The following is a 16,149-nucleotide window of genomic DNA, read 5'->3' as shown; positions in this document are numbered from 1 at the left end:
CGGATGGCACGCGCTACCAGTAAATCCCTGTTCACGGCCGAACTGATCGTTCCGGCGATCGGCGACGCCTTCAAGAAACTCAATCCCAAGGAACTGATCCGCAACCCGGTGATGTTCGTCACCGCCTGTGTCGCGCTTCTGATGACCGTCCTGCTCGGCATCGGCGGCGACGGGCTGGCGGTCGGCTTCAAGCTTCAGCTGGTGCTGTGGCTGTGGCTGACGGTGCTGTTCGGCACCTTCGCCGAGGCGCTGGCCGAAGGACGCGGCAAGGCGCAGGCGGCGTCGCTGCGCGCCACCAAGGCGGAACTGACCGCCCGCCGGGTGAAGAATGGCGGCACGGAGGACGTGCCCGCCAGCCAGTTGCGCGCGGGCGACCTGGTGCTCGTCACCACGGGCGACCTGATCCCCGCCGATGGCGAGGTGATCGAGGGCGTCGCGTCGGTGAACGAGGCGGCGATCACCGGCGAATCCGCGCCGGTGATCCGCGAGGCGGGCGGCGACCGTTCCGCCGTGACGGCCGGCACCCGCGTCATTTCCGACGAGATCAAGGTGCGCGTCACGGTCGATCCGGGGCAGGGCTTCCTTGACCGCATGATCGCGCTGGTGGAGGGAGCGGAACGGCAGAAGACGCCCAACGAGATCGCGCTGACCATCCTGCTGGTGGGCCTCACCATCATCTTCCTGATCGCGGTCGGCACCATTCCGGCGTTCGCGGCCTATGCCGGCGGGACCATTCCCGTCGCGATCCTGGCTGCGCTGCTGATCACGCTGATCCCGACCACCATCGCCGCCCTGCTGTCGGCGATCGGCATTGCCGGCATGGACCGGCTGGTGCGCTTCAACGTGCTGGCCAAGTCGGGCCGCGCGGTCGAGGCGGCGGGCGATGTCGACGTGCTGTTGCTCGACAAGACCGGGACGATCACCATCGGCGACCGGCAGGCGTCGGAGTTCCGCGCGGTCGGCGGCACACGGCCGGAGCAGCTGGCCGAAGCGGCCCTGCTGGCCAGCCTGGCCGACGAGACGCCCGAGGGGCGATCGGTCGTCCTGCTGGCGCGCGAGCGATTCCATGTGTCCGCCACCGCCCTGCCCGAAGGCGCCGAAGTCATCCCCTTCACCGCCCAGACGCGCATTTCCGGCGTCCGGATCGGCGACCGGCTGATCCAGAAGGGGGCGGTCGATTCGATCCTGCGGGCCAATCCGGGCTTGGGCGAGACGGCCGCCGCCACCGAGTTGCGCCGCATGACCGACGAGATCGCCCGCGCCGGCATGACGCCGCTGGCGGTCGCGCAGGACGGCCGGCTGCTGGGCGCGATCGCGCTCAAGGACATCGTCAAGGCCGGGGTGCGTGAACGTTTCGCCGAACTGCGCCGCATGGGCATCCGCACGGTGATGATCACCGGCGACAATCCGCTGACCGCCGCCGCGATCGCGGCCGAGGCAGGGGTCGATGACTTCCTGGCGCAGGCGACGCCCGAGGACAAGCTGGCGCTGATCCGCAGCGAGCAGCAGGGCGGGCGGCTGGTCGCCATGTGCGGCGATGGCACCAACGACGCGCCCGCGCTGGCACAGGCCGATGTCGGCGTTGCGATGAACACCGGCACGCAGGCCGCGCGCGAGGCGGGCAACATGGTCGACCTGGACAGCGATCCGACCAAGCTGATCGAGGTGGTGGGGCTGGGCAAGCAGATGCTGATGACGCGCGGCGCGCTCACCACCTTCTCGGTCGCCAATGACGTCGCCAAATATTTCGCGATCATCCCGGCCATGTTCGTGGCGCTCTATCCGGGCCTTGGGGTGCTGAACGTGATGGGACTGGGAACGCCGCAGAGCGCGATCCTGTCGGCCATCATCTTCAATGCGCTGATCATCCCGCTGCTGGTGCCGCTGGCGCTCAGGGGGGTCGCCTACCGGCCGATGGGCGCGGGGCCGCTGCTGGCCCGCAACCTTGCCGTCTACGGCCTGGGCGGGCTGATCGCGCCCTTCGCCGGCATCAAGATCATCGACCTGGCCGTCACCGGCCTGGGTCTGGCCTGAAGGAGGCCATGACATGAGCAAAGACTTCCTCTCCTCGCTGCGGCCCGCGATCGTCATGACGATCCTGTTCGCCATCCTGCTGGGCATCGCCTATCCGCTGGCGCTGACCGGCATCGGCCAGGCCGTCCTGCCCGCGCAGGCCAATGGCAGCCTGGTCCGGGACGAGCGCGGGACGATCATCGGATCGACCGTGATCGGCCAGGCCTTCACGTCCGACCGCTATTTCCAGACCCGGCCCTCGGCGGCGGGCAAGGGCTATGACGGGCTGGCCTCGGCCGGTTCCAACCTCGGCCCGGCGGCGCAGGCCCTGACCGACCGGGTCAAGGCCGATGTCGACAAGCGGCGGGGCGAGGGCGTGACCGGCCCGGTCCCCGCCGATCTGGTGACGGCGAGCGGATCGGGCCTCGATCCCGACCTGTCGCCCGCCGCCGCGCTGGCGCAGGTCGACCGCATCGCCCACGTGCGCGGCGTTTCGCAACTGCGGTTGCGCGATCTGGTGCGCCGTCATATCGAACATCCCATGCTGGGCTTTCTGGGCGAGGATCATGTGAATATATTGGCGCTCAACCGGGAGCTTGACCGGCTGCCGCCAGTGCCCGAGCGCGCGTCGCGTTGAACGAGCGCGACCGGCCCGACCCCGAAGCCTTGCTGCGCGCCGCCGCGCAGGAAGGCCGCGGCCGGCTCAAGATCTTCCTTGGGGCGGCGCCGGGGGTCGGCAAAACCTATGAAATGCTGGTGCAGGGCGCCGCGCGACAGAAAGCGGGCGCCGATGTCGTCGTCGGCGTGGTCGAGACCCACGGCCGGATCGAGACCCAGGCGCTGACCCAAGGGCTCGAAATACTGCCGCGCCGGTCGATTGCCTATCAGGGGCATGTCCTCACCGAAATGGACATCGACGCGCTGCTGGAGCGGCGTCCGGCGCTGGCGCTGGTGGATGAGCTGGCGCATACGAACGCGCCGGAAAGCCGCCACCCCAAGCGCTACCAGGATGTCGAGGAACTGCTCGACGCGGGGATTGACGTCTATTCGACGCTCAACATCCAGCATGTCGAGAGCCTGAACGATGTCGTCGCCTCCTTCACCCGTGTCCGGGTGCGGGAAACCGTGCCCGACAACATCCTGGAACAGGCCGAGATCGAAGTCGTCGATATTCCGCCCGCCGAACTGATCGAGCGGCTGAAGGAGGGCAAGGTCTATCTGCCCCAGGAGGCGACGCGCGCGCTCGCTCACTTTTTTTCCAAGACCAACCTGTCGGCCCTGCGCGAACTGGCGCTGCGCCGCGCCGCGCAGGCGGTCGACGCGCAGATGCTGGAGGATCTGCGCGCGCAGGCGCTGGGCGGCACCTGGGCGGGTGGCGAGCGCATCCTGGTGGCGGTCAGCGAATTGTCGGGCGCGGAAGAGCTGGTCCGCGCTGGCAAGCGGATTTCCGACGCGGCGCGGGGGCAGTGGAGCGCGATCCACATTGAAACGCCCCGCGCGCAGCAATTTGGTGAAGAGGACAGGCGCAGGATCGCGTCCGCGCTCAACCTGGCTTCCAGCTTGGGCGCGACTGTGGCGACGGTGCCTGGCGCGTCGGTGGTCGAGGGGCTGAAAGCCTATGCCGCCGAAGCGCGGGCCACCCAGCTGGTGGTCGGCAAGTCGATGCGATCGCGCTGGTTCGAATGGCGGCATGGATCGGTGGTCGACCGGCTGGTGCGCGAGACACCGGGGGTCGCCGTCCATGTCCTTCCGCTCGACGGAAGGCGCCCCGGCTTCCGGCCGCTGTCGGCGATCCGGCGGGGCGACTGGGGCGCGCCATCGGGCTATGCGTGGACGATCCTGCTCGTCGCGCTGGTGACGATGGGCGGGACGGGCCTGTTCCACGTCCTCGACCTGGGCAATGTCGGCCTGCTCTACCTGGTGCCGGTCATGGTGGCGGCGAGCCTGTTCGGCCTGCGCACCGGCTTGTTCGCGGGTATCCTGTCCAGCCTCGCCTATAATTTCTTCTTCCTGCCGCCCACTGGCACGCTGACGGTCAGCAATCCCGAGAATATCGTGTCGATCTTCGTGCTGCTGGGGGTCGCGGTCGTCACCAGCCAGCTGACCTCGCGCGTGCGGGCGCAGGCGGACATGGCGGCGACGAGCGCCCGGATGAATGCGGCGCTTGCCGGTTATCTGCGGCGGTTGACCGCGCTGGGCAGCCTGGACGAGGTGATGGGCGCGGCCTGCCATGAGATCGCGCATCTCCTGAATCTGCGCGTGGTGATCCTGGAGATGGGTGCCACCGGCCTGACGGTGCAGGCGACCAGCGAAGCGGGCGCGCGGATGGAAACGATGGAGCTGGCCGCCGCCCAATGGGTGTGGGACACGGGACAGGCCGCCGGACGGGGAACCGGGAGCCTGACCGCGTCGGACTGGCAGTTCCAGCCGCTCAAGGCCGGGGATCGCGTGCTGGCGGTGCTGGGCCTGGCCCGCGACGACGGGCGAGACCCCATCCGGTCGGACCAGCTCGCGCTGCTCGGCAGCCTGCTCGAACAGACGGCGCTGGCGCTGGAACGGCTGCGGCTGGAGGCGGAGATGCGCGACCTCGACAAGGTGCGCGAGCGCGACCGGCTGCGCGCCGCGCTGCTATCCTCGGTCAGCCACGACCTGCGCACCCCGCTGACGTCGGTGCTGGGGGCAGCGGCGGAACTGCGCAAGCGAATCGACGACCCGCTGCTCGACACGATCGAGAGCGAGGCGATGCGGCTCAACCGCTTCGTCGCCAATCTGCTCGACATGGCGCGTGTCGAAGCCGGGGCGCTGCGGCTGCATGTCGAGCCGGTCGACCTGACCGATGCGGTCGGCGCGGCGGCGCATGATGCGCGCCGGTCGCTGGAAGGACATCCGATCCGGCTGGACGTGCTGCCCAGCCTGCCGCTGGTCAATGTCGACCCGCAGCTGTTCCACCATTGCCTGCTCAACCTGCTCGACAATGCCGGCCGCTACGCCGACCCCGGCACGCCGATCACGATCCGCGCCGAGCGGGTCTATGGCGAGTTGATCCTGTCGGTGCTGGACGAAGGGCCGGGCCTGCCGCCGGGGCGCGAGCAGGAGGTGTTCGAGACGTTCCGCCGACTGGAAGGATCGGACCGGTCGATCAGCGGCACGGGCCTTGGCCTTGCCATCGTGAAGGGATTTGCCGAAGGCATGGGCATGACCGTGCGCGCGGCGAACCGGGAGGACAGGCGCGGCGCGGCGTTCAGCATCCATTTCCCGGAGGAACTGCTGGTGAGCGCGACAGCGATGGAAAGCGATCTATGAGCGGGCAGCAGATTCTTGTCGTCGACGATGAAATCCATATCCGCCGGCTGTTGCAGGGCACGCTGGCGCGCGCGGGATACCATATGGTGGAGGCGACCAGCGCCGCGCAGGCACTGGAGGAGGCCCGGTGGGCGAAACCGGACGCGATCCTGCTCGACCTTGGCCTGCCCGACCGGGACGGGCTGGAGATCATCCAGCTGCTCCGCGCCATCGGCCCCGCGCCGATCATCGTCGTGTCGGCGCGCGAGGCGACCGACCAGAAGGTCGCCGCGCTGGACCTGGGCGCGCACGACTATGTGACCAAGCCCTTCGACAGCGAGGAAGTGCTCGCCCGGCTTCGCGCGTCGCTCCGCGATCGCATCGAGGCGCAGGGCGCGCCGCCGGCGGTGCGATCGGGCGCGGTGGTCATCGACCTGGCGAACCGGACCGTCACCCGCGACGGCGAGGAGGTGCATCTGACCCGCAAGGAATATGACGTTCTGGGCCAGATGGCGCTGCATCCGGGGCGGGTCGTGACCCACCAGAAGATATTGCAGGCAGCCTGGCCGCTGGAGCATGACCGCCGCATCGACTATCTGCGCATCGTCGTGCGCAACCTGCGCCAGAAGCTTGAGGCGGACCCGACCCGGCCTGCGCTCATCGTCAATGAGCTGGGCATCGGCTATCGGCTGATCGCCGAGGGCTGATCCGCCGGCCTTCGCTATGAAAACACTATGGGATGGGCGCTAGCCCCGTCTCGAATCCCTATGCGCCGCTGGATAGATGGAGGGCCGCTACCAAGGGAGAGCGGCATGTCGAATCACGGAAAGCGGGGTCAGGATCTGGGGCTGCGGACGGGCGGGCTGCTGCTTGCCATCGTCGGCGGTGTCGCAGTGCATCTTCTATGCAGGCTGGTTCCGATGCCGCATCGGCATGGCGCGACGCCGGTCGAATATCTGCTCGCGGCGTTCGGCTTCCTGTGTCTGAGCGCGGGCGCCGGGCTGGTTGCGCTGGGGCGGCACATATTCGATCCGGTGCCCATTTCCGCACGCTGGGCCGAGGGGCATGTCACAGGGTCGCGCGTGGACGCGATGGCGCGCGACGGCGGGTGACGCCGGGCGGGGGCGTGGCGCCGGTTGCGCGGCGCCTGCGGCGGCTCTACGGCTGCGGCTTCCCTTTTGCCCGCTTCGAGTGCCTGTCCGTCGATGCATCGCCTGTTCTGCCTGTTCGTCCTGCTGCTGGGCCTAACGCCGGTTTCCGCGGCGGCGCTGCCCGCCAACCGGCCCACGCCCGGCTTTACCCGCGTCGCGATCGAGACATCGGTGGGCAGGATCATCGTCGCGCTGGACCAGAAGCGTGCGCCGCGCACCTCGGCCAATTTCCTGGCCTATGTCGACGACGGGCGGTTCGACGGCGTCACCTTCTATCGGGCAGCGCGGCGCAAGAGCGATCCGAAATATGGTCTCATCCAGGGCGGGATCGATACCGATGCGCGCCGGTCGCTGCCGCCGATCCCGCACGAGCCGACGACCCGCACGGGCATCCGCCACCTCGACGCCACATTGTCGATGGCGCGACCCAACCGGCCCAATTCGGCGATGGGCAATTTCTTCATCACCATCGGCCCGACGCCCAACATGGACGCGCGCGGCGACTATATCGGCTACGCCGCCTTCGGCCATGTCGTGGCCGGGATGGACGTGGTGCGGCGGATACTGGCCGTTCCGACTTGTTGCGGGTCGGGGCCGATGCGCGGGCAGATGATCGTCAAGCCGATCGCGATCCTGCGCGCGCGCCGGCTGGATGGCACGCCCCGGCCGACGCGCGGCGTCAAGCCCTGGCTGATCGGGCTGAAACGGCAGACAGCGAAATAGACAATATCAGGCGAAGGCGGCCTGACCGCGCAGCCAATCCCGCCCGCTGCCGCGGGGAGGCCGGGCCTGGATCTTCTTCCAAGCCTGTTCGTGGAAGAAGAATGCGACGGCGTTGATCACCGGTTCGATCAGCGCGATGCCACCCGCCAGCGCGACCGACCCCGTCATGAGATAGGCGACGGTGAAGCCGACGGTCAGGTGGATGGTCAGGTAAGTCCCGGTCTTGATGAGGTCGAGCGACATGGTGGCGTCTCCTTGGTTGATTTGCAAATAAGAGTCGTTCGCAATAATTGCCACCCGCTTTTTCCGCTGGCTCTGATCGGCTGGCGCGATCAGAAGTGGGCAGACCGGACAGGCGGCAGAGGAGCGGCGCGATGGCGGGACGGATCAGGGTAGGCATCGGCGGCTGGGTCTATGAGCCATGGCGCGGCAGCTTCTATCCGCAGGGGCTGCGGCAGAAGGACGAACTGGCCTATGTCGGGCAGCATCTGACCGCGACCGAGATCAATGCGACCTATTATAGCAGCCAGAAGCCCGCGACCTTCGCCGGCTGGGCTGGTGCGGTGCCCGACGGCTTCCAGTTCGCAGTCAAGGCGTCGCGCTATTGCACCAACCGGAAAGTCCTTGCCGAAGCCGGCGAGTCCATCGCCAGGTTCGTCGAGCAGGGCATCGCCGAACTGGGCGATCGGCTGGGCCCGATCCTGTGGCAGTTCATGGCGACCAAGCGGTTCGATCCCGACGATTTCGGCGCTTTCCTCAAACTGCTGCCCGCCAGCGTCGCGGGCGTTCCGCTGCGCCACGCGCTGGAGGTGCGGCACGAGAGTTTCGACGATCCGGCCTTTCTCTCACTGGCGCGCGAGGCCGGGGCGGCGGTGGTCCTAGCCGACCATGACGAATATCCCGCGATCACCGGCCATGATGTCGGTTTTTCCTACATGCGGTTGATGCGTGCCAGCGAGGACGAGCCGACCGGCTATGCTCGCGACGATCTTGTCCGCTGGACCGACAGGGCGAAAGCGCAGGCGGAGCGGGGCGACGTCTTCACCTTCTTCATCAGCGGCGCGAAGGCGCGCAATCCGGCCGCAGCCCAGGCGATGATGGTGGCTTTGGGGTAACAGGGCTGTTGCATTTGATGCAATCGGAAAGCCGTCCTTTGCGATTGTTACAGGAATATGACCGGCGTAATGGCCCGCATCCCTCAGGACGGGGGATCGAGTCTTGTAACAATGGAGCAAAATATGCGTCAGGCTTTTCAAGGCGCTGTGCTGGCCGTTGCGGTCGGCGTGCAGATGCTGACTTTCTATTCGGTGCTTTATGCCTGATCGCGGTCTGACCGCGATCTTCATCCCGACTGTTCGGGATGCCAAAAGGCCGCTCCTGGGTTGAACCAGGGCGGCCTTTTTACTTTGCAGCGACTTTGAATGGGGACGACCGCGGGCCGGGAAGGCATCAGCCCTCCGCCAGCCAGCCAGCGAGCAGATAGGCCACGACGCCAATCGGCCCCAGCGCGCAGAGCGTCAGCAGAACCAGCGCGACGCGGAGCAATGTGACATCGATGCCGGTGCGGTTGGCGATGCCCGCGCACACGCCCATGATCTTGCCGTTGCGGCGGTCGAGGGTGAAGCTGTTGTTCATGAGTCTGGCCTTCTGCTTGGATATATTAGAATGGGGAGGCGGAGCCGATCAGGCGATCGGCACCACCGGGACGGCTGCGCCGACGAACAGGCTGGCGAGCATGACGGCGCCGACGAGGGCGAGGGCGGCGTTCTGGAACTTGGCGATGGACATGGCTGATACTCCTTGATGTAGTGGCCGGACCATCCGGCCTTGATGCCGGCAGTTTTGCAGGGAGCGTGCCAATTTCGGTTTCTGGCGGAATTGCGCGCATTTCCTCGATCCAGTCCAATTGAACGTGTGTAAAAAATTCTGCCTTTTGGGGAAAATTGCCGCAATGTGGCGAAAAATTCCGGAGGTTTCATGAGTGCTCCCCTTCTCTTCGTCTATGGGACGCTTCGCGCCGGGTTCGACGGGCAGATGGCGCGGCGGCTATGGGCGGAGGCGCGGCTTGTCGGGCCTGCCAGCATCGGCGGGGCGCTATACCGGGTCGCCGATTATCCGGGCTTCGTGCCGGGCGCGGGCGGGCCGGTGGCGGGCGACCTGTTGGCGCTGGAGGATGCCGATGCCACCCTCGCCTGGCTGGATCGCTATGAGGAATGCGATCCGCTGTCCCCCGCGCCGCACGAATATCGGCGCGCGCGGATGGTGGTCGAGGGGCCGACGGGGCCAGTCGAGGCCTGGGTCTATGTCTATGCGCGCGATCCGGCCGGGCTGGCGCGGATCGAGAGCGGCGACTATCTGTGCGGCTGATCGGGCGGCCTGATGCCCCTCTTCACGCCATCCGCTTGAGCAGCCAGCCGATGCTGGAGCCGCCGGGCAGCGCCTCGCTGGTCACGACCAGCTGCCGGGTGGTATGGGGACGGCCATCGCCATCGACCCAGAGGCTTTCCTCGACGCTGAGCAGGCCCGTCCCGGTGCGGAACTGCCAGGGCGCGCCGAGATCGAGGCGGAGCAGGGCGCCCTGATTGTCCGCCGTCAGCGTCGGCTCCACCCCGGGCGCGAGGTGGAAGCGCAGTTCCACCGGCTGCTTGCCGGGCCTGCGCCGTCGCTCGGCCGGGGTCAGCATGTCTTCGCCCCGGATTTCCTTGCCGTCGCCGCTCAGCAACAGCAGGCGGCGATGGATATAGCCCAGTCGGCGGACATAACCGTCATGGGAGAGGTCCAGCCGGCTGCCATTGTCCAGTTCCTGCCGGTTTAGCTCGACCTCGGTCACGCCCTTGCCCAGCGTGCCGTCGGGCAGCAGGGCGGTGGAATTGCTGTCCTTGAGGACGAGCGTGCTGTGCGCCGCGGTGGTGCGCAGCCCCTGCGCCAGGTCGCGGGGAATCCACGCGCCTTCCAGCCCGGCACCGCCGCAATTGACGATCAGGCGCGCCGGCCCGTCGCTGATCTCAATCGCGCCGGTGGAGGCGCAGCCCGCTTCGGCGAGGCGCGCGACCGGCGGCGGGGCGCCGTCGATCTGGATCACGGTCGTGCCGGCGGCGATCCGCTGATAGCCCCAGTCGCGGGCCTGACGCAGCGGCCGGGCGCGCACCCGGCTGGCCTGCACCACCGCCTCGACCGTCTGCGGCGCGATCGCGCCCGCGCCCTGCCAGTTGCCCAGCCCGCCATCGCCATGGGTGAGGGCCAGCAGCGCGGGCACTGCGCGGGTAAGGGCGTCGGTCAGGCAGGCGGGCGCCTTTTCCCGCCGCACGTCATAGACGGCGCGCAGCATGGCCAGCGCCATGATCGCCTCCAGCTGCGCCAGCGGGGATCGCGAGACGATGCCGCCATCGGGATGGAAGCTGCTCTCGATCGCGCGCTTGAGGCCCGCTTCGCCAAAGATCCGTCGCGCTTCCCCGCCGGGGATCAGCAGCGCGGCGGCCAGGATCGCGCTCCAGGCGACAAGGCGCGGCAGGCCCATCGGCGCCTTGTCGGCGCTCCGGTCGAGATGGCGGGCGGTGCGCGCGATGCAGTTGAGCACCAGCGATCGGTAGACGAGGTCGCTGGAGGAAAGAATCAGCGGCGCGTGGGCGGTCCAGAAGAGCAGGCGCCAGCCGGCATTGTCGGCGCGCCAGGCCGGTTCGCTCGGGGTTTCGGCATGGGCGTCCAGCCATTTGCGCATCACCGCCTCGGCGATCGGGGCGCCCTGCTCCCGCGACGCGCTGCCGGCGAGATCGCGCAGCCAGCGGAAGCCGTGCAGATAGTCGGCAAAGGCGGGGCTGGCCGAAAGCCGGGCGAAGTCGAGCGTGGCGATCGGCTGCTTCTGCCCCCGGAACAGGAAATAGCCGGCCCGGATCGCCGCCCCGGCGCGTCCATCCCCCGGAACCTCGTCATCGGGCACGGCGAGCAATTTGAGCGGATATTTGCCCTTGAGCTTGCGGCCGTGGATCGGCGTCTTCCAGCTCAGCAGGTAGAAATGATTGGCGATCCGCTGGGCCAGGGACAGCCCCTTGTCATCCGCGACGCGGATCAGGCGCTTGCCCTGCTCGATGCCGTCGGCGCCGGCATCGGCGGACGGCGCTTCGGGCCGGGAACGGGCCGAGATGCGCCGGGGCTCGCTCACCCGCCCCGCAGCTTCCGGATATTGTCGGCATAGGCTTGCGCGCCGCCGCGGAAGGTGGCGGTGCCGGCCACCAGCACGTCGGCGCCGGCCTCGATCGCCCTGGGCGCGGTGGTGAAGTCGATGCCGCCATCCACCTGCAAATGGATGTCGCGGCCCGACTTGTCGATCATCTTGCGGATCGCCTCGATCTTGCGCAGCTGGTTCTCGATGAAGCTCTGGCCGCCGAATCCGGGGTTGACGCTCATCACCAGGATCAGGTCGACATCATCCATCAGATAGTCGAGCATCTTGGCCGGTGTGCCGGGGTTGAGCACCACACCCGCCTTCACGCCCAGCGACTTGATATGCTGGACGGTGCGGTGAATATGCGGCCCCGCCTCCGGATGGACGGTGATGATGTCGGACCCGGCCGCCGCGAAGGCGTCCAGAAACTGATCGACCGGCGAGATCATCAGATGGACGTCGAAGGTCTTTTTCGTATGCGGGCGCAGCGCCTTCACCACCGCCGGGCCGATCGTGATGTTGGGCACGAAATGGCCGTCCATGACGTCGATATGCACCCAGTCGCAGCCGGCTTCGTCGATGGCGCGTACCTCCTCGCCCAGGCGGGCGAAGTCGGCGGAGAGGATGGAGGGCGAGATGAGGATCGGACGGGTCATTAACCGTTCGCCTTAATCGCCACCGGGGGCAAGGGCAACGGGGATTTGGGGACGAGTCGCGATTGTTCGCCAGCGCCCGCGCAACCGCCTTCAAAGCATGACGAAAATCGTCGGGTCCAGGCGGGGCGAGGATGCCGCGCCCTGGGGCAGCAACTGCTTGACGCCATGGAGCGCGACCACGCTCCCTTCGCGGTCCACCACCGGCGCGGCGATCAGCCGCATCGCGCAGGCGCCCATGCCGTCGGCCTGTTGGATGTCCACGTCCAGGGTGAAGCCGCGCTTGTGGCGGATCGCATAGGCGCGCAGCCGCTCCATCGGCTCGCGCGAATCCGGAGCGTAGAGCGACACGGCGAGCGGGCGGGGCACGTCCAGATCCCGCTCCAGTCCGAATATGTCGTAGACGCCGGCGGTCCAGCTCAGACGGTTGTCCTGGAGGTCGCAGAACCAGAGGCCTAGGCCCCGTTCGGCCAGCGCGATATCGTTGCGGGCGATGGTCGGATCGAGAAGCACCGGCGACAGATGGTCGCGCAGCGCATAGAGCGGCCAGCTATGGTTCAGCGGCAATGGCTCGGTCGGACGCATGGGCGGCGCACCTTGTGAAACGGACGATCCATTCTGAGCCCTTATGGTTAAGGCTTAGTTGGCCCGCTTTGCAAGTCGCGCGACGAAGAATCCGTCGACGCCGCCCTGGGCGTCCAGCATGTCGGGCAGGCTGCGCAGCCAGCCCTGCGGCGTCGGCGCCATGCCTGTGGGCAGTTCGCCCGCTTCGGCCGGCAGCAGCGTGAAATCGGGATGGGCGGCCAGGAAGCGTTCGACCTGTTCCTCGCCCTCCGCGGGTTCGAGCGAGCAGGTGGCGTAGACGATGCGCCCGCCCGGCTTGACCCACGCCGCGGCGCGGGCAAGCAGCTCACCCTGCAATTCCGCCAGTTCCGCGATCTGGCGCGGACCGATGCGGTGCAGCACGTCGGGATGGCGGCGATAGATGCCGGTCGCCGAACAGGGCGCATCGAGCAGGATGGCGTCCACCGGTGCGTCGGGTTGCCACTGCCGCAGGTCGGCCTGCACGATGTCGGCGGACAGGCCGGTGCGGGCGAGATTCTCGGCCAGCCGCTCCAGCCTTTTCTTCGACTGGTCGACGGCGGTAACGCGCCAGCCTGCGGCGGCGAGCTGCATCGTCTTGCCGCCGGGCGCGGCGCACAGGTCGAGCACATGGCGCGGCCCATCTTCGCCGGTGCCCGGTCCCAGCAGGCGCGCGGCGCAGGCGGCGGCGATGTCCTGCACCCACCAGGCGCCCTCGGCGAAGCCCGGCAGGTCTGGGATGGCCGCGCCGCCCTGATCGGGATTGGCTGGCAGGCGCACATGGCCGGGCGCGAAGGAGGCGCCACCCAGTTCATCTGTCCATGTCGCTGTCGCATTCGCATCGCGCAGGCTGACGTCGACCGGCGGGCGCACGGCGTAGGCGCGCGCCGCCGCTTGCGGCATCGCCTCGCCCCATTGGCGCGCCCAGCGCTCGGCGACCGGTGCGGGCAGGGTCGGCGGATCGGGGAGGGCGGGCGCACTGCGCGTCACCGTGCCGAACACGCCATGGACCAGCTTGCGCGGGCCGCCATCGACCAGGGGCAGGGCAGTGGCGATCGCGGCATGGGGCGGGGTGTCCATCCGCAGCACCTGCGCGAGCGCGATGCGCAGCACCATCCGCGCCTTGGCATCGTCGGGCAGCACCTGCTTCGTCGCGCCGTCGATCAGCGCGTCGAGATCGGGCAGGTGCCGCAGCACCTCGGCGGCGATCGCGTGAACCAGCGCGCGGTCGGCGGGCGGCAGCCCCTGCGCGGCGCCATGCAGCGCCAGCTCCAGCGGATCGCCCCGGCGCAGCACCGCGTCCAGCAGCCGCAAAGCGGCGCGGCGCGCGGGAAAGCCGGGGACATCGTCGGCGCGGGGCGCGGCGGAACGGGGGGCAGGGCGGCGGGGCATCAGCGGCCCCTACGCGCTTTCGCCCTCAAAGAAAATGGGAGACGCCGATGCCGATGCCCATGAACAGGGCGATCCAGGACAGGATGCCGATCCAGAGCGCCAGCCAGTCCGACCGGCGAGGCCGTGCATGGACGCCCTTGGGCACGGTGCGGAGCGAGGAAGGGATGCGCTTGCCGCCCAGCGTGACCAGCGCGATCACCCGGCGGCCAACCCCATGAAAGAAGCGCGCCGTGTGGCGGGAAAAGACATGCTCGACGGTCAGGTCGACCACCAGGCCGCCGGCATGGCGCAGCACCACGCCTGCCGCATCGACTACGACCTCGCCGATCTCGTCGACCATCAGCGCCCGTGCGGGTCGAGCGCGCTGCGGCGGCGTCGTGGGGCGGGTGACAGGGCGGACGCGCGCGGGGCTGCGGTCAATGCCGGCGCGCCCATCTCCTGCGCAATGTCCTGCAAGGCGGCGATGCGCTTTTCGGTCGCCGGGTGGGTGGAGAAGAGTTCGCTGACATGGGTCGGCACGATATAGAGTTGCGCCGCCGCCGGGTTGCGCTCCGCGACCGGATTGGGGATCATTTCGGCCCGGCCCGAAATCTTGGCGAGGGCAGAGGCGAGCGCATGGGGATTGCCGCTGATTTCCGCCCCGGCGCGGTCGGCGCCAAATTCGCGGGTGCGGCTGATCGCCATCTGCACGATCATCGCGGCGAAGGGCGCGACGATCACCGCGGCCAAGCTGGCGAGGATGTTGCCATGGCCATTCTCCTCGTTCGACCCGCGGAAGAAGAGGCCGAAATTGGCGAGCATCGAAATGGCGCCGGCGATCGTCGCGACCATCGTCATGATGAGGGTGTCGCGATTCTTCACATGGCCCAGTTCATGCGCCATCACGCCCGCCACCTCCTCCCGGCTCAGCATAGACAGCAGGCCGGTGGTCGCGGCGACGGCGGCATTTTCGGGGTTGCGGCCGGTGGCGAAGGCGTTGGGCGCATCCTGGTCGATGATATAGACGCGCGGCATCGGCAGTCCCGCCCGCTGCGCCAGTTCCCGCACCAGATTATAGAAGTCGGGCGCGCTACCGGCGTCGACCTCGCGCGCGTCGTGCATCCGAAGAACGATCTTGTCCGCGTTCCAGAAGGTAAACAGGTTCATGCCGGCCGCCGCCAGCAGCGCGATTACCGCGCCGCCGCTGCCGCCCAGCGTATAGCCCAGCGCCATGAACAACGCCGTCAGCGCCGCCAGCAACATGGTCGTCTTCATTCCGCTCACTTGCACTTCGCTCCTTTGCGGCCCAGATAGCCCGGACAGCATGAATATGGGGTGGATAAGCCCCGCCCGCAATCGAAAGGCCGCCTTATGGGACGTTTCAACGGCAAGCGCCCGGCGCATGTAAAGCCGCCCGCTCATCTCTCCAAAAGCCCGCCTGTGCCGCAGCCCGACCCGATCGATAGCCCGTCGCGCCATGACGAGGAATTGAGCCCGGTGCGCTATGGCGATTGGGAGCGAAAGGGAATCGCGATCGATTTCTGACCCTTGGCGTGCGCGACTCGGTTCGCCGTCGATTTAGCACGTCTGCCGATGGTCCGTGCCGCTGGTGCGGGGAGAGCGTCCGTCCGCTCTGGCCTTTTTCCTCCGCTTTTGTGCAGGACTTTGGCCATAAGAGGAGTTTTCGGGCGTGGGTGTGCAACTTGTTTCGGATATGTCTGTGAAGCCGGTATCGGGCTATGCGCCGGAAGATGCGGCACTGCTATGCGCGGTGGGACGGCTCGTCTGTGCCTGGACCATGCTGGAGCAGAGCCTGGAGGCCAAGATCGGCATGTTGCGCGATGCGATGGGGGACGTCCGCACCATCGGCGCGCGAACCCGGCCGACCATGACCAAGCTGATGACCGAGTTGCGCACGATGGTGGCGATGCGCGACCGGCGCAACGCCAGCGCGCTGACCGAAATATCCGCGATCGAGCGCGACATGCAGCGGATCGACCGGTTCCGTGCGCTCATCATCCAGGGCTTCCAGCAGCCCGAACCGGGCGGTTTCGCCTGCCGCGACCAGCGCAACAATCAGGTGCATGTCAGCCTGGACCAGCTCGAAACGGAAATATCCGCGCTGGAACAGGTCGCGCAAAGACTTCTCGCCGTCTGAGGCGTTGTTGCGCGCGCAAGCGCATATCTCTACGGTCTTTCACGCGATTCCAGA

Annotated in this window: 19 protein-coding genes; 11 read left to right on the top strand and 8 right to left on the bottom strand. The window is 68.0% G+C overall.

What is annotated here, in order from left to right; translation table 11 throughout:
* Positions 1 to 3 precede the first annotated feature (3 nt).
* The 6 genes from kdpB (at position 4) to K3M67_RS13250 (ending at position 7,169) form a co-directional block, all read left to right on the top strand.
* Entirely contained in the window at positions 4 to 2,034 is a 2,031-nt protein-coding gene (kdpB, locus tag K3M67_RS13275; protein WP_285831679.1) for a potassium-transporting ATPase subunit KdpB, read from the top strand.
* A gap of 13 nt (positions 2,035 to 2,047) precedes the next feature.
* The gene (gene kdpC / locus K3M67_RS13270; RefSeq protein WP_285831678.1) at positions 2,048 to 2,650 is read left to right on the top strand and encodes a potassium-transporting ATPase subunit KdpC; all 603 of its coding nucleotides are present in this window, start codon (positions 2,048 to 2,050) and stop codon (positions 2,648 to 2,650) included.
* The gene (locus K3M67_RS13265; RefSeq protein ID WP_285831677.1) at positions 2,647 to 5,316 is read left to right on the top strand and encodes a DUF4118 domain-containing protein; all 2,670 of its coding nucleotides are present in this window, start codon (positions 2,647 to 2,649) and stop codon (positions 5,314 to 5,316) included. Before kdpC ends, K3M67_RS13265 begins: the two co-directional genes overlap by 4 nt.
* A complete protein-coding gene (locus tag K3M67_RS13260) occupies positions 5,313 to 6,002 on the top strand; it encodes a response regulator (RefSeq protein WP_285831676.1) in 690 nt (229 codons plus the stop codon). The genes K3M67_RS13265 and K3M67_RS13260 overlap by 4 nt, the downstream gene beginning before the upstream one ends.
* Positions 6,003 to 6,107: 105 nt before the next feature.
* Positions 6,108 to 6,407 carry a hypothetical protein gene (locus tag K3M67_RS13255; RefSeq protein ID WP_285831675.1) on the top strand — a complete coding sequence of 100 codons (300 nt, stop codon included), beginning with the start codon at positions 6,108 to 6,110 and terminating at the stop codon, positions 6,405 to 6,407.
* A 93-nt stretch (positions 6,408 to 6,500) separates the two neighbouring features.
* Positions 6,501 to 7,169 (top strand): peptidylprolyl isomerase, encoded by a 669-nt coding sequence (locus K3M67_RS13250; RefSeq protein WP_066860928.1) that lies wholly within the window; start codon positions 6,501 to 6,503, stop codon positions 7,167 to 7,169.
* 6 nt (positions 7,170 to 7,175) lie between these two features.
* On the opposite strand, the gene K3M67_RS13245 is transcribed toward K3M67_RS13250, so the two are convergent.
* A complete protein-coding gene (locus K3M67_RS13245; RefSeq protein ID WP_066860931.1) occupies positions 7,176 to 7,412 on the bottom strand; it encodes a DUF2061 domain-containing protein in 237 nt (78 codons plus the stop codon).
* A 131-nt stretch (positions 7,413 to 7,543) separates the two neighbouring features.
* Between K3M67_RS13245 and K3M67_RS13240 the strand changes: the two genes are divergently transcribed.
* Together K3M67_RS13240 and K3M67_RS13235 are read left to right on the top strand one after the other, a co-directional pair.
* Positions 7,544 to 8,284, top strand: a complete 741-nt coding sequence (locus K3M67_RS13240) for a DUF72 domain-containing protein (protein ID WP_066860934.1) — start codon at positions 7,544 to 7,546, stop codon at positions 8,282 to 8,284.
* Between the two features lie 69 nt (positions 8,285 to 8,353).
* A complete protein-coding gene (locus tag K3M67_RS13235; protein ID WP_198162945.1) occupies positions 8,354 to 8,491 on the top strand; it encodes a hypothetical protein in 138 nt (45 codons plus the stop codon).
* 127 nt (positions 8,492 to 8,618) lie between these two features.
* Here the strand turns inward: K3M67_RS13235 and K3M67_RS13230 are convergent, their stop codons facing one another.
* Positions 8,619 to 8,804, bottom strand: a complete 186-nt coding sequence (locus K3M67_RS13230; protein WP_066860937.1) for a PspC domain-containing protein — start codon at positions 8,802 to 8,804, stop codon at positions 8,619 to 8,621.
* A gap of 342 nt (positions 8,805 to 9,146) precedes the next feature.
* Here K3M67_RS13230 and K3M67_RS13225 point away from each other — a divergent pair, with 342 nt between their 5' ends.
* Positions 9,147 to 9,536, top strand: coding sequence for a gamma-glutamylcyclotransferase family protein (locus K3M67_RS13225; protein ID WP_285831674.1), 390 nt, complete (start codon positions 9,147 to 9,149; stop codon positions 9,534 to 9,536).
* Between the two features lie 22 nt (positions 9,537 to 9,558).
* Here K3M67_RS13225 and K3M67_RS13220 read toward each other — a convergent pair whose 3' ends face one another.
* The 6 genes from K3M67_RS13220 to htpX form a co-directional block, all read right to left on the bottom strand.
* A complete protein-coding gene (locus K3M67_RS13220) occupies positions 9,559 to 11,310 on the bottom strand; it encodes a heparinase II/III family protein (protein WP_066861082.1) in 1,752 nt (583 codons plus the stop codon).
* A 14-nt stretch (positions 11,311 to 11,324) separates the two neighbouring features.
* Positions 11,325 to 11,987: a ribulose-phosphate 3-epimerase gene (gene rpe / locus K3M67_RS13215; protein WP_066860944.1), complete on the bottom strand. Its 663-nt coding sequence runs from the start codon at positions 11,985 to 11,987 to the stop codon at positions 11,325 to 11,327.
* Positions 11,988 to 12,077: 90 nt separating this feature from the next.
* Positions 12,078 to 12,569, bottom strand: coding sequence for a diguanylate cyclase (locus tag K3M67_RS13210; RefSeq protein ID WP_066860947.1), 492 nt, complete (start codon positions 12,567 to 12,569; stop codon positions 12,078 to 12,080).
* A gap of 54 nt (positions 12,570 to 12,623) precedes the next feature.
* Positions 12,624 to 13,958 carry an RsmB/NOP family class I SAM-dependent RNA methyltransferase gene (locus K3M67_RS13205; protein ID WP_285831673.1) on the bottom strand — a complete coding sequence of 445 codons (1,335 nt, stop codon included), beginning with the start codon at positions 13,956 to 13,958 and terminating at the stop codon, positions 12,624 to 12,626.
* Positions 13,959 to 13,983: 25 nt separating this feature from the next.
* Complete coding sequence (locus K3M67_RS13200; protein ID WP_066860953.1) at positions 13,984 to 14,298, bottom strand: hypothetical protein; 315 nt, start codon at positions 14,296 to 14,298, stop codon at positions 13,984 to 13,986.
* The gene (htpX, locus tag K3M67_RS13195) at positions 14,298 to 15,221 is read right to left on the bottom strand and encodes a zinc metalloprotease HtpX (protein ID WP_285831672.1); all 924 of its coding nucleotides are present in this window, start codon (positions 15,219 to 15,221) and stop codon (positions 14,298 to 14,300) included. The genes K3M67_RS13200 and htpX overlap by 1 nt, the downstream gene beginning before the upstream one ends.
* 87 nt (positions 15,222 to 15,308) lie before the next feature.
* On the opposite strand from htpX, the gene K3M67_RS13190 reads away from it, so the two are divergent.
* Together K3M67_RS13190 and K3M67_RS13185 are read left to right on the top strand one after the other, a co-directional pair.
* Positions 15,309 to 15,482: a DUF1674 domain-containing protein gene (locus K3M67_RS13190; RefSeq protein WP_066860959.1), complete on the top strand. Its 174-nt coding sequence runs from the start codon at positions 15,309 to 15,311 to the stop codon at positions 15,480 to 15,482.
* Between the two features lie 169 nt (positions 15,483 to 15,651).
* Positions 15,652 to 16,095, top strand: a complete 444-nt coding sequence (locus tag K3M67_RS13185) for a hypothetical protein (RefSeq protein ID WP_066860962.1) — start codon at positions 15,652 to 15,654, stop codon at positions 16,093 to 16,095.
* Positions 16,096 to 16,149 lie beyond the last annotated feature (54 nt).

This window comes from Sphingobium sp. V4 (assembly GCF_029590555.1).
GTDB lineage: Bacteria > Pseudomonadota > Alphaproteobacteria > Sphingomonadales > Sphingomonadaceae > Sphingobium.
The sequence above is the reverse complement of the archived record's forward strand: the minus strand, read 5'-3'. Positions and strand labels throughout refer to the sequence as shown.

Bases quoted from the DNA above. Each gene is read 5' to 3' on its own strand.
- K3M67_RS13210 (WP_066860947.1), bottom strand. From the start codon at position 12,569: ATGCGTCCGACCGAGCCATTGCCGCTGAACCATAGCTGGCCGCTCTAT.
- K3M67_RS13240 (WP_066860934.1), top strand. From the start codon at position 7,544: ATGGCGGGACGGATCAGGGTAGGCATCGGCGGCTGGGTCTATGAGCCA.
- K3M67_RS13185 (WP_066860962.1), top strand. From the start codon at position 15,652: ATGTCTGTGAAGCCGGTATCGGGCTATGCGCCGGAAGATGCGGCACTG.
- K3M67_RS13255 (WP_285831675.1), top strand. From the start codon at position 6,108: ATGTCGAATCACGGAAAGCGGGGTCAGGATCTGGGGCTGCGGACGGGC.
- K3M67_RS13230 (WP_066860937.1), bottom strand. From the start codon at position 8,804: ATGAACAACAGCTTCACCCTCGACCGCCGCAACGGCAAGATCATGGGC.
- K3M67_RS13260 (WP_285831676.1), top strand. From the start codon at position 5,313: ATGAGCGGGCAGCAGATTCTTGTCGTCGACGATGAAATCCATATCCGC.
- K3M67_RS13205 (WP_285831673.1), bottom strand. From the start codon at position 13,958: ATGCCCCGCCGCCCTGCCCCCCGTTCCGCCGCGCCCCGCGCCGACGAT.
- K3M67_RS13235 (WP_198162945.1), top strand. From the start codon at position 8,354: ATGGCCCGCATCCCTCAGGACGGGGGATCGAGTCTTGTAACAATGGAG.
- K3M67_RS13200 (WP_066860953.1), bottom strand. From the start codon at position 14,298: ATGGTCGACGAGATCGGCGAGGTCGTAGTCGATGCGGCAGGCGTGGTG.
- kdpB (WP_285831679.1), top strand. From the start codon at position 4: ATGGCACGCGCTACCAGTAAATCCCTGTTCACGGCCGAACTGATCGTT.
- K3M67_RS13250 (WP_066860928.1), top strand. From the start codon at position 6,501: ATGCATCGCCTGTTCTGCCTGTTCGTCCTGCTGCTGGGCCTAACGCCG.
- K3M67_RS13245 (WP_066860931.1), bottom strand. From the start codon at position 7,412: ATGTCGCTCGACCTCATCAAGACCGGGACTTACCTGACCATCCACCTG.
- K3M67_RS13190 (WP_066860959.1), top strand. From the start codon at position 15,309: ATGGGACGTTTCAACGGCAAGCGCCCGGCGCATGTAAAGCCGCCCGCT.
- K3M67_RS13225 (WP_285831674.1), top strand. From the start codon at position 9,147: ATGAGTGCTCCCCTTCTCTTCGTCTATGGGACGCTTCGCGCCGGGTTC.
- kdpC (WP_285831678.1), top strand. From the start codon at position 2,048: ATGAGCAAAGACTTCCTCTCCTCGCTGCGGCCCGCGATCGTCATGACG.
- rpe (WP_066860944.1), bottom strand. From the start codon at position 11,987: ATGACCCGTCCGATCCTCATCTCGCCCTCCATCCTCTCCGCCGACTTC.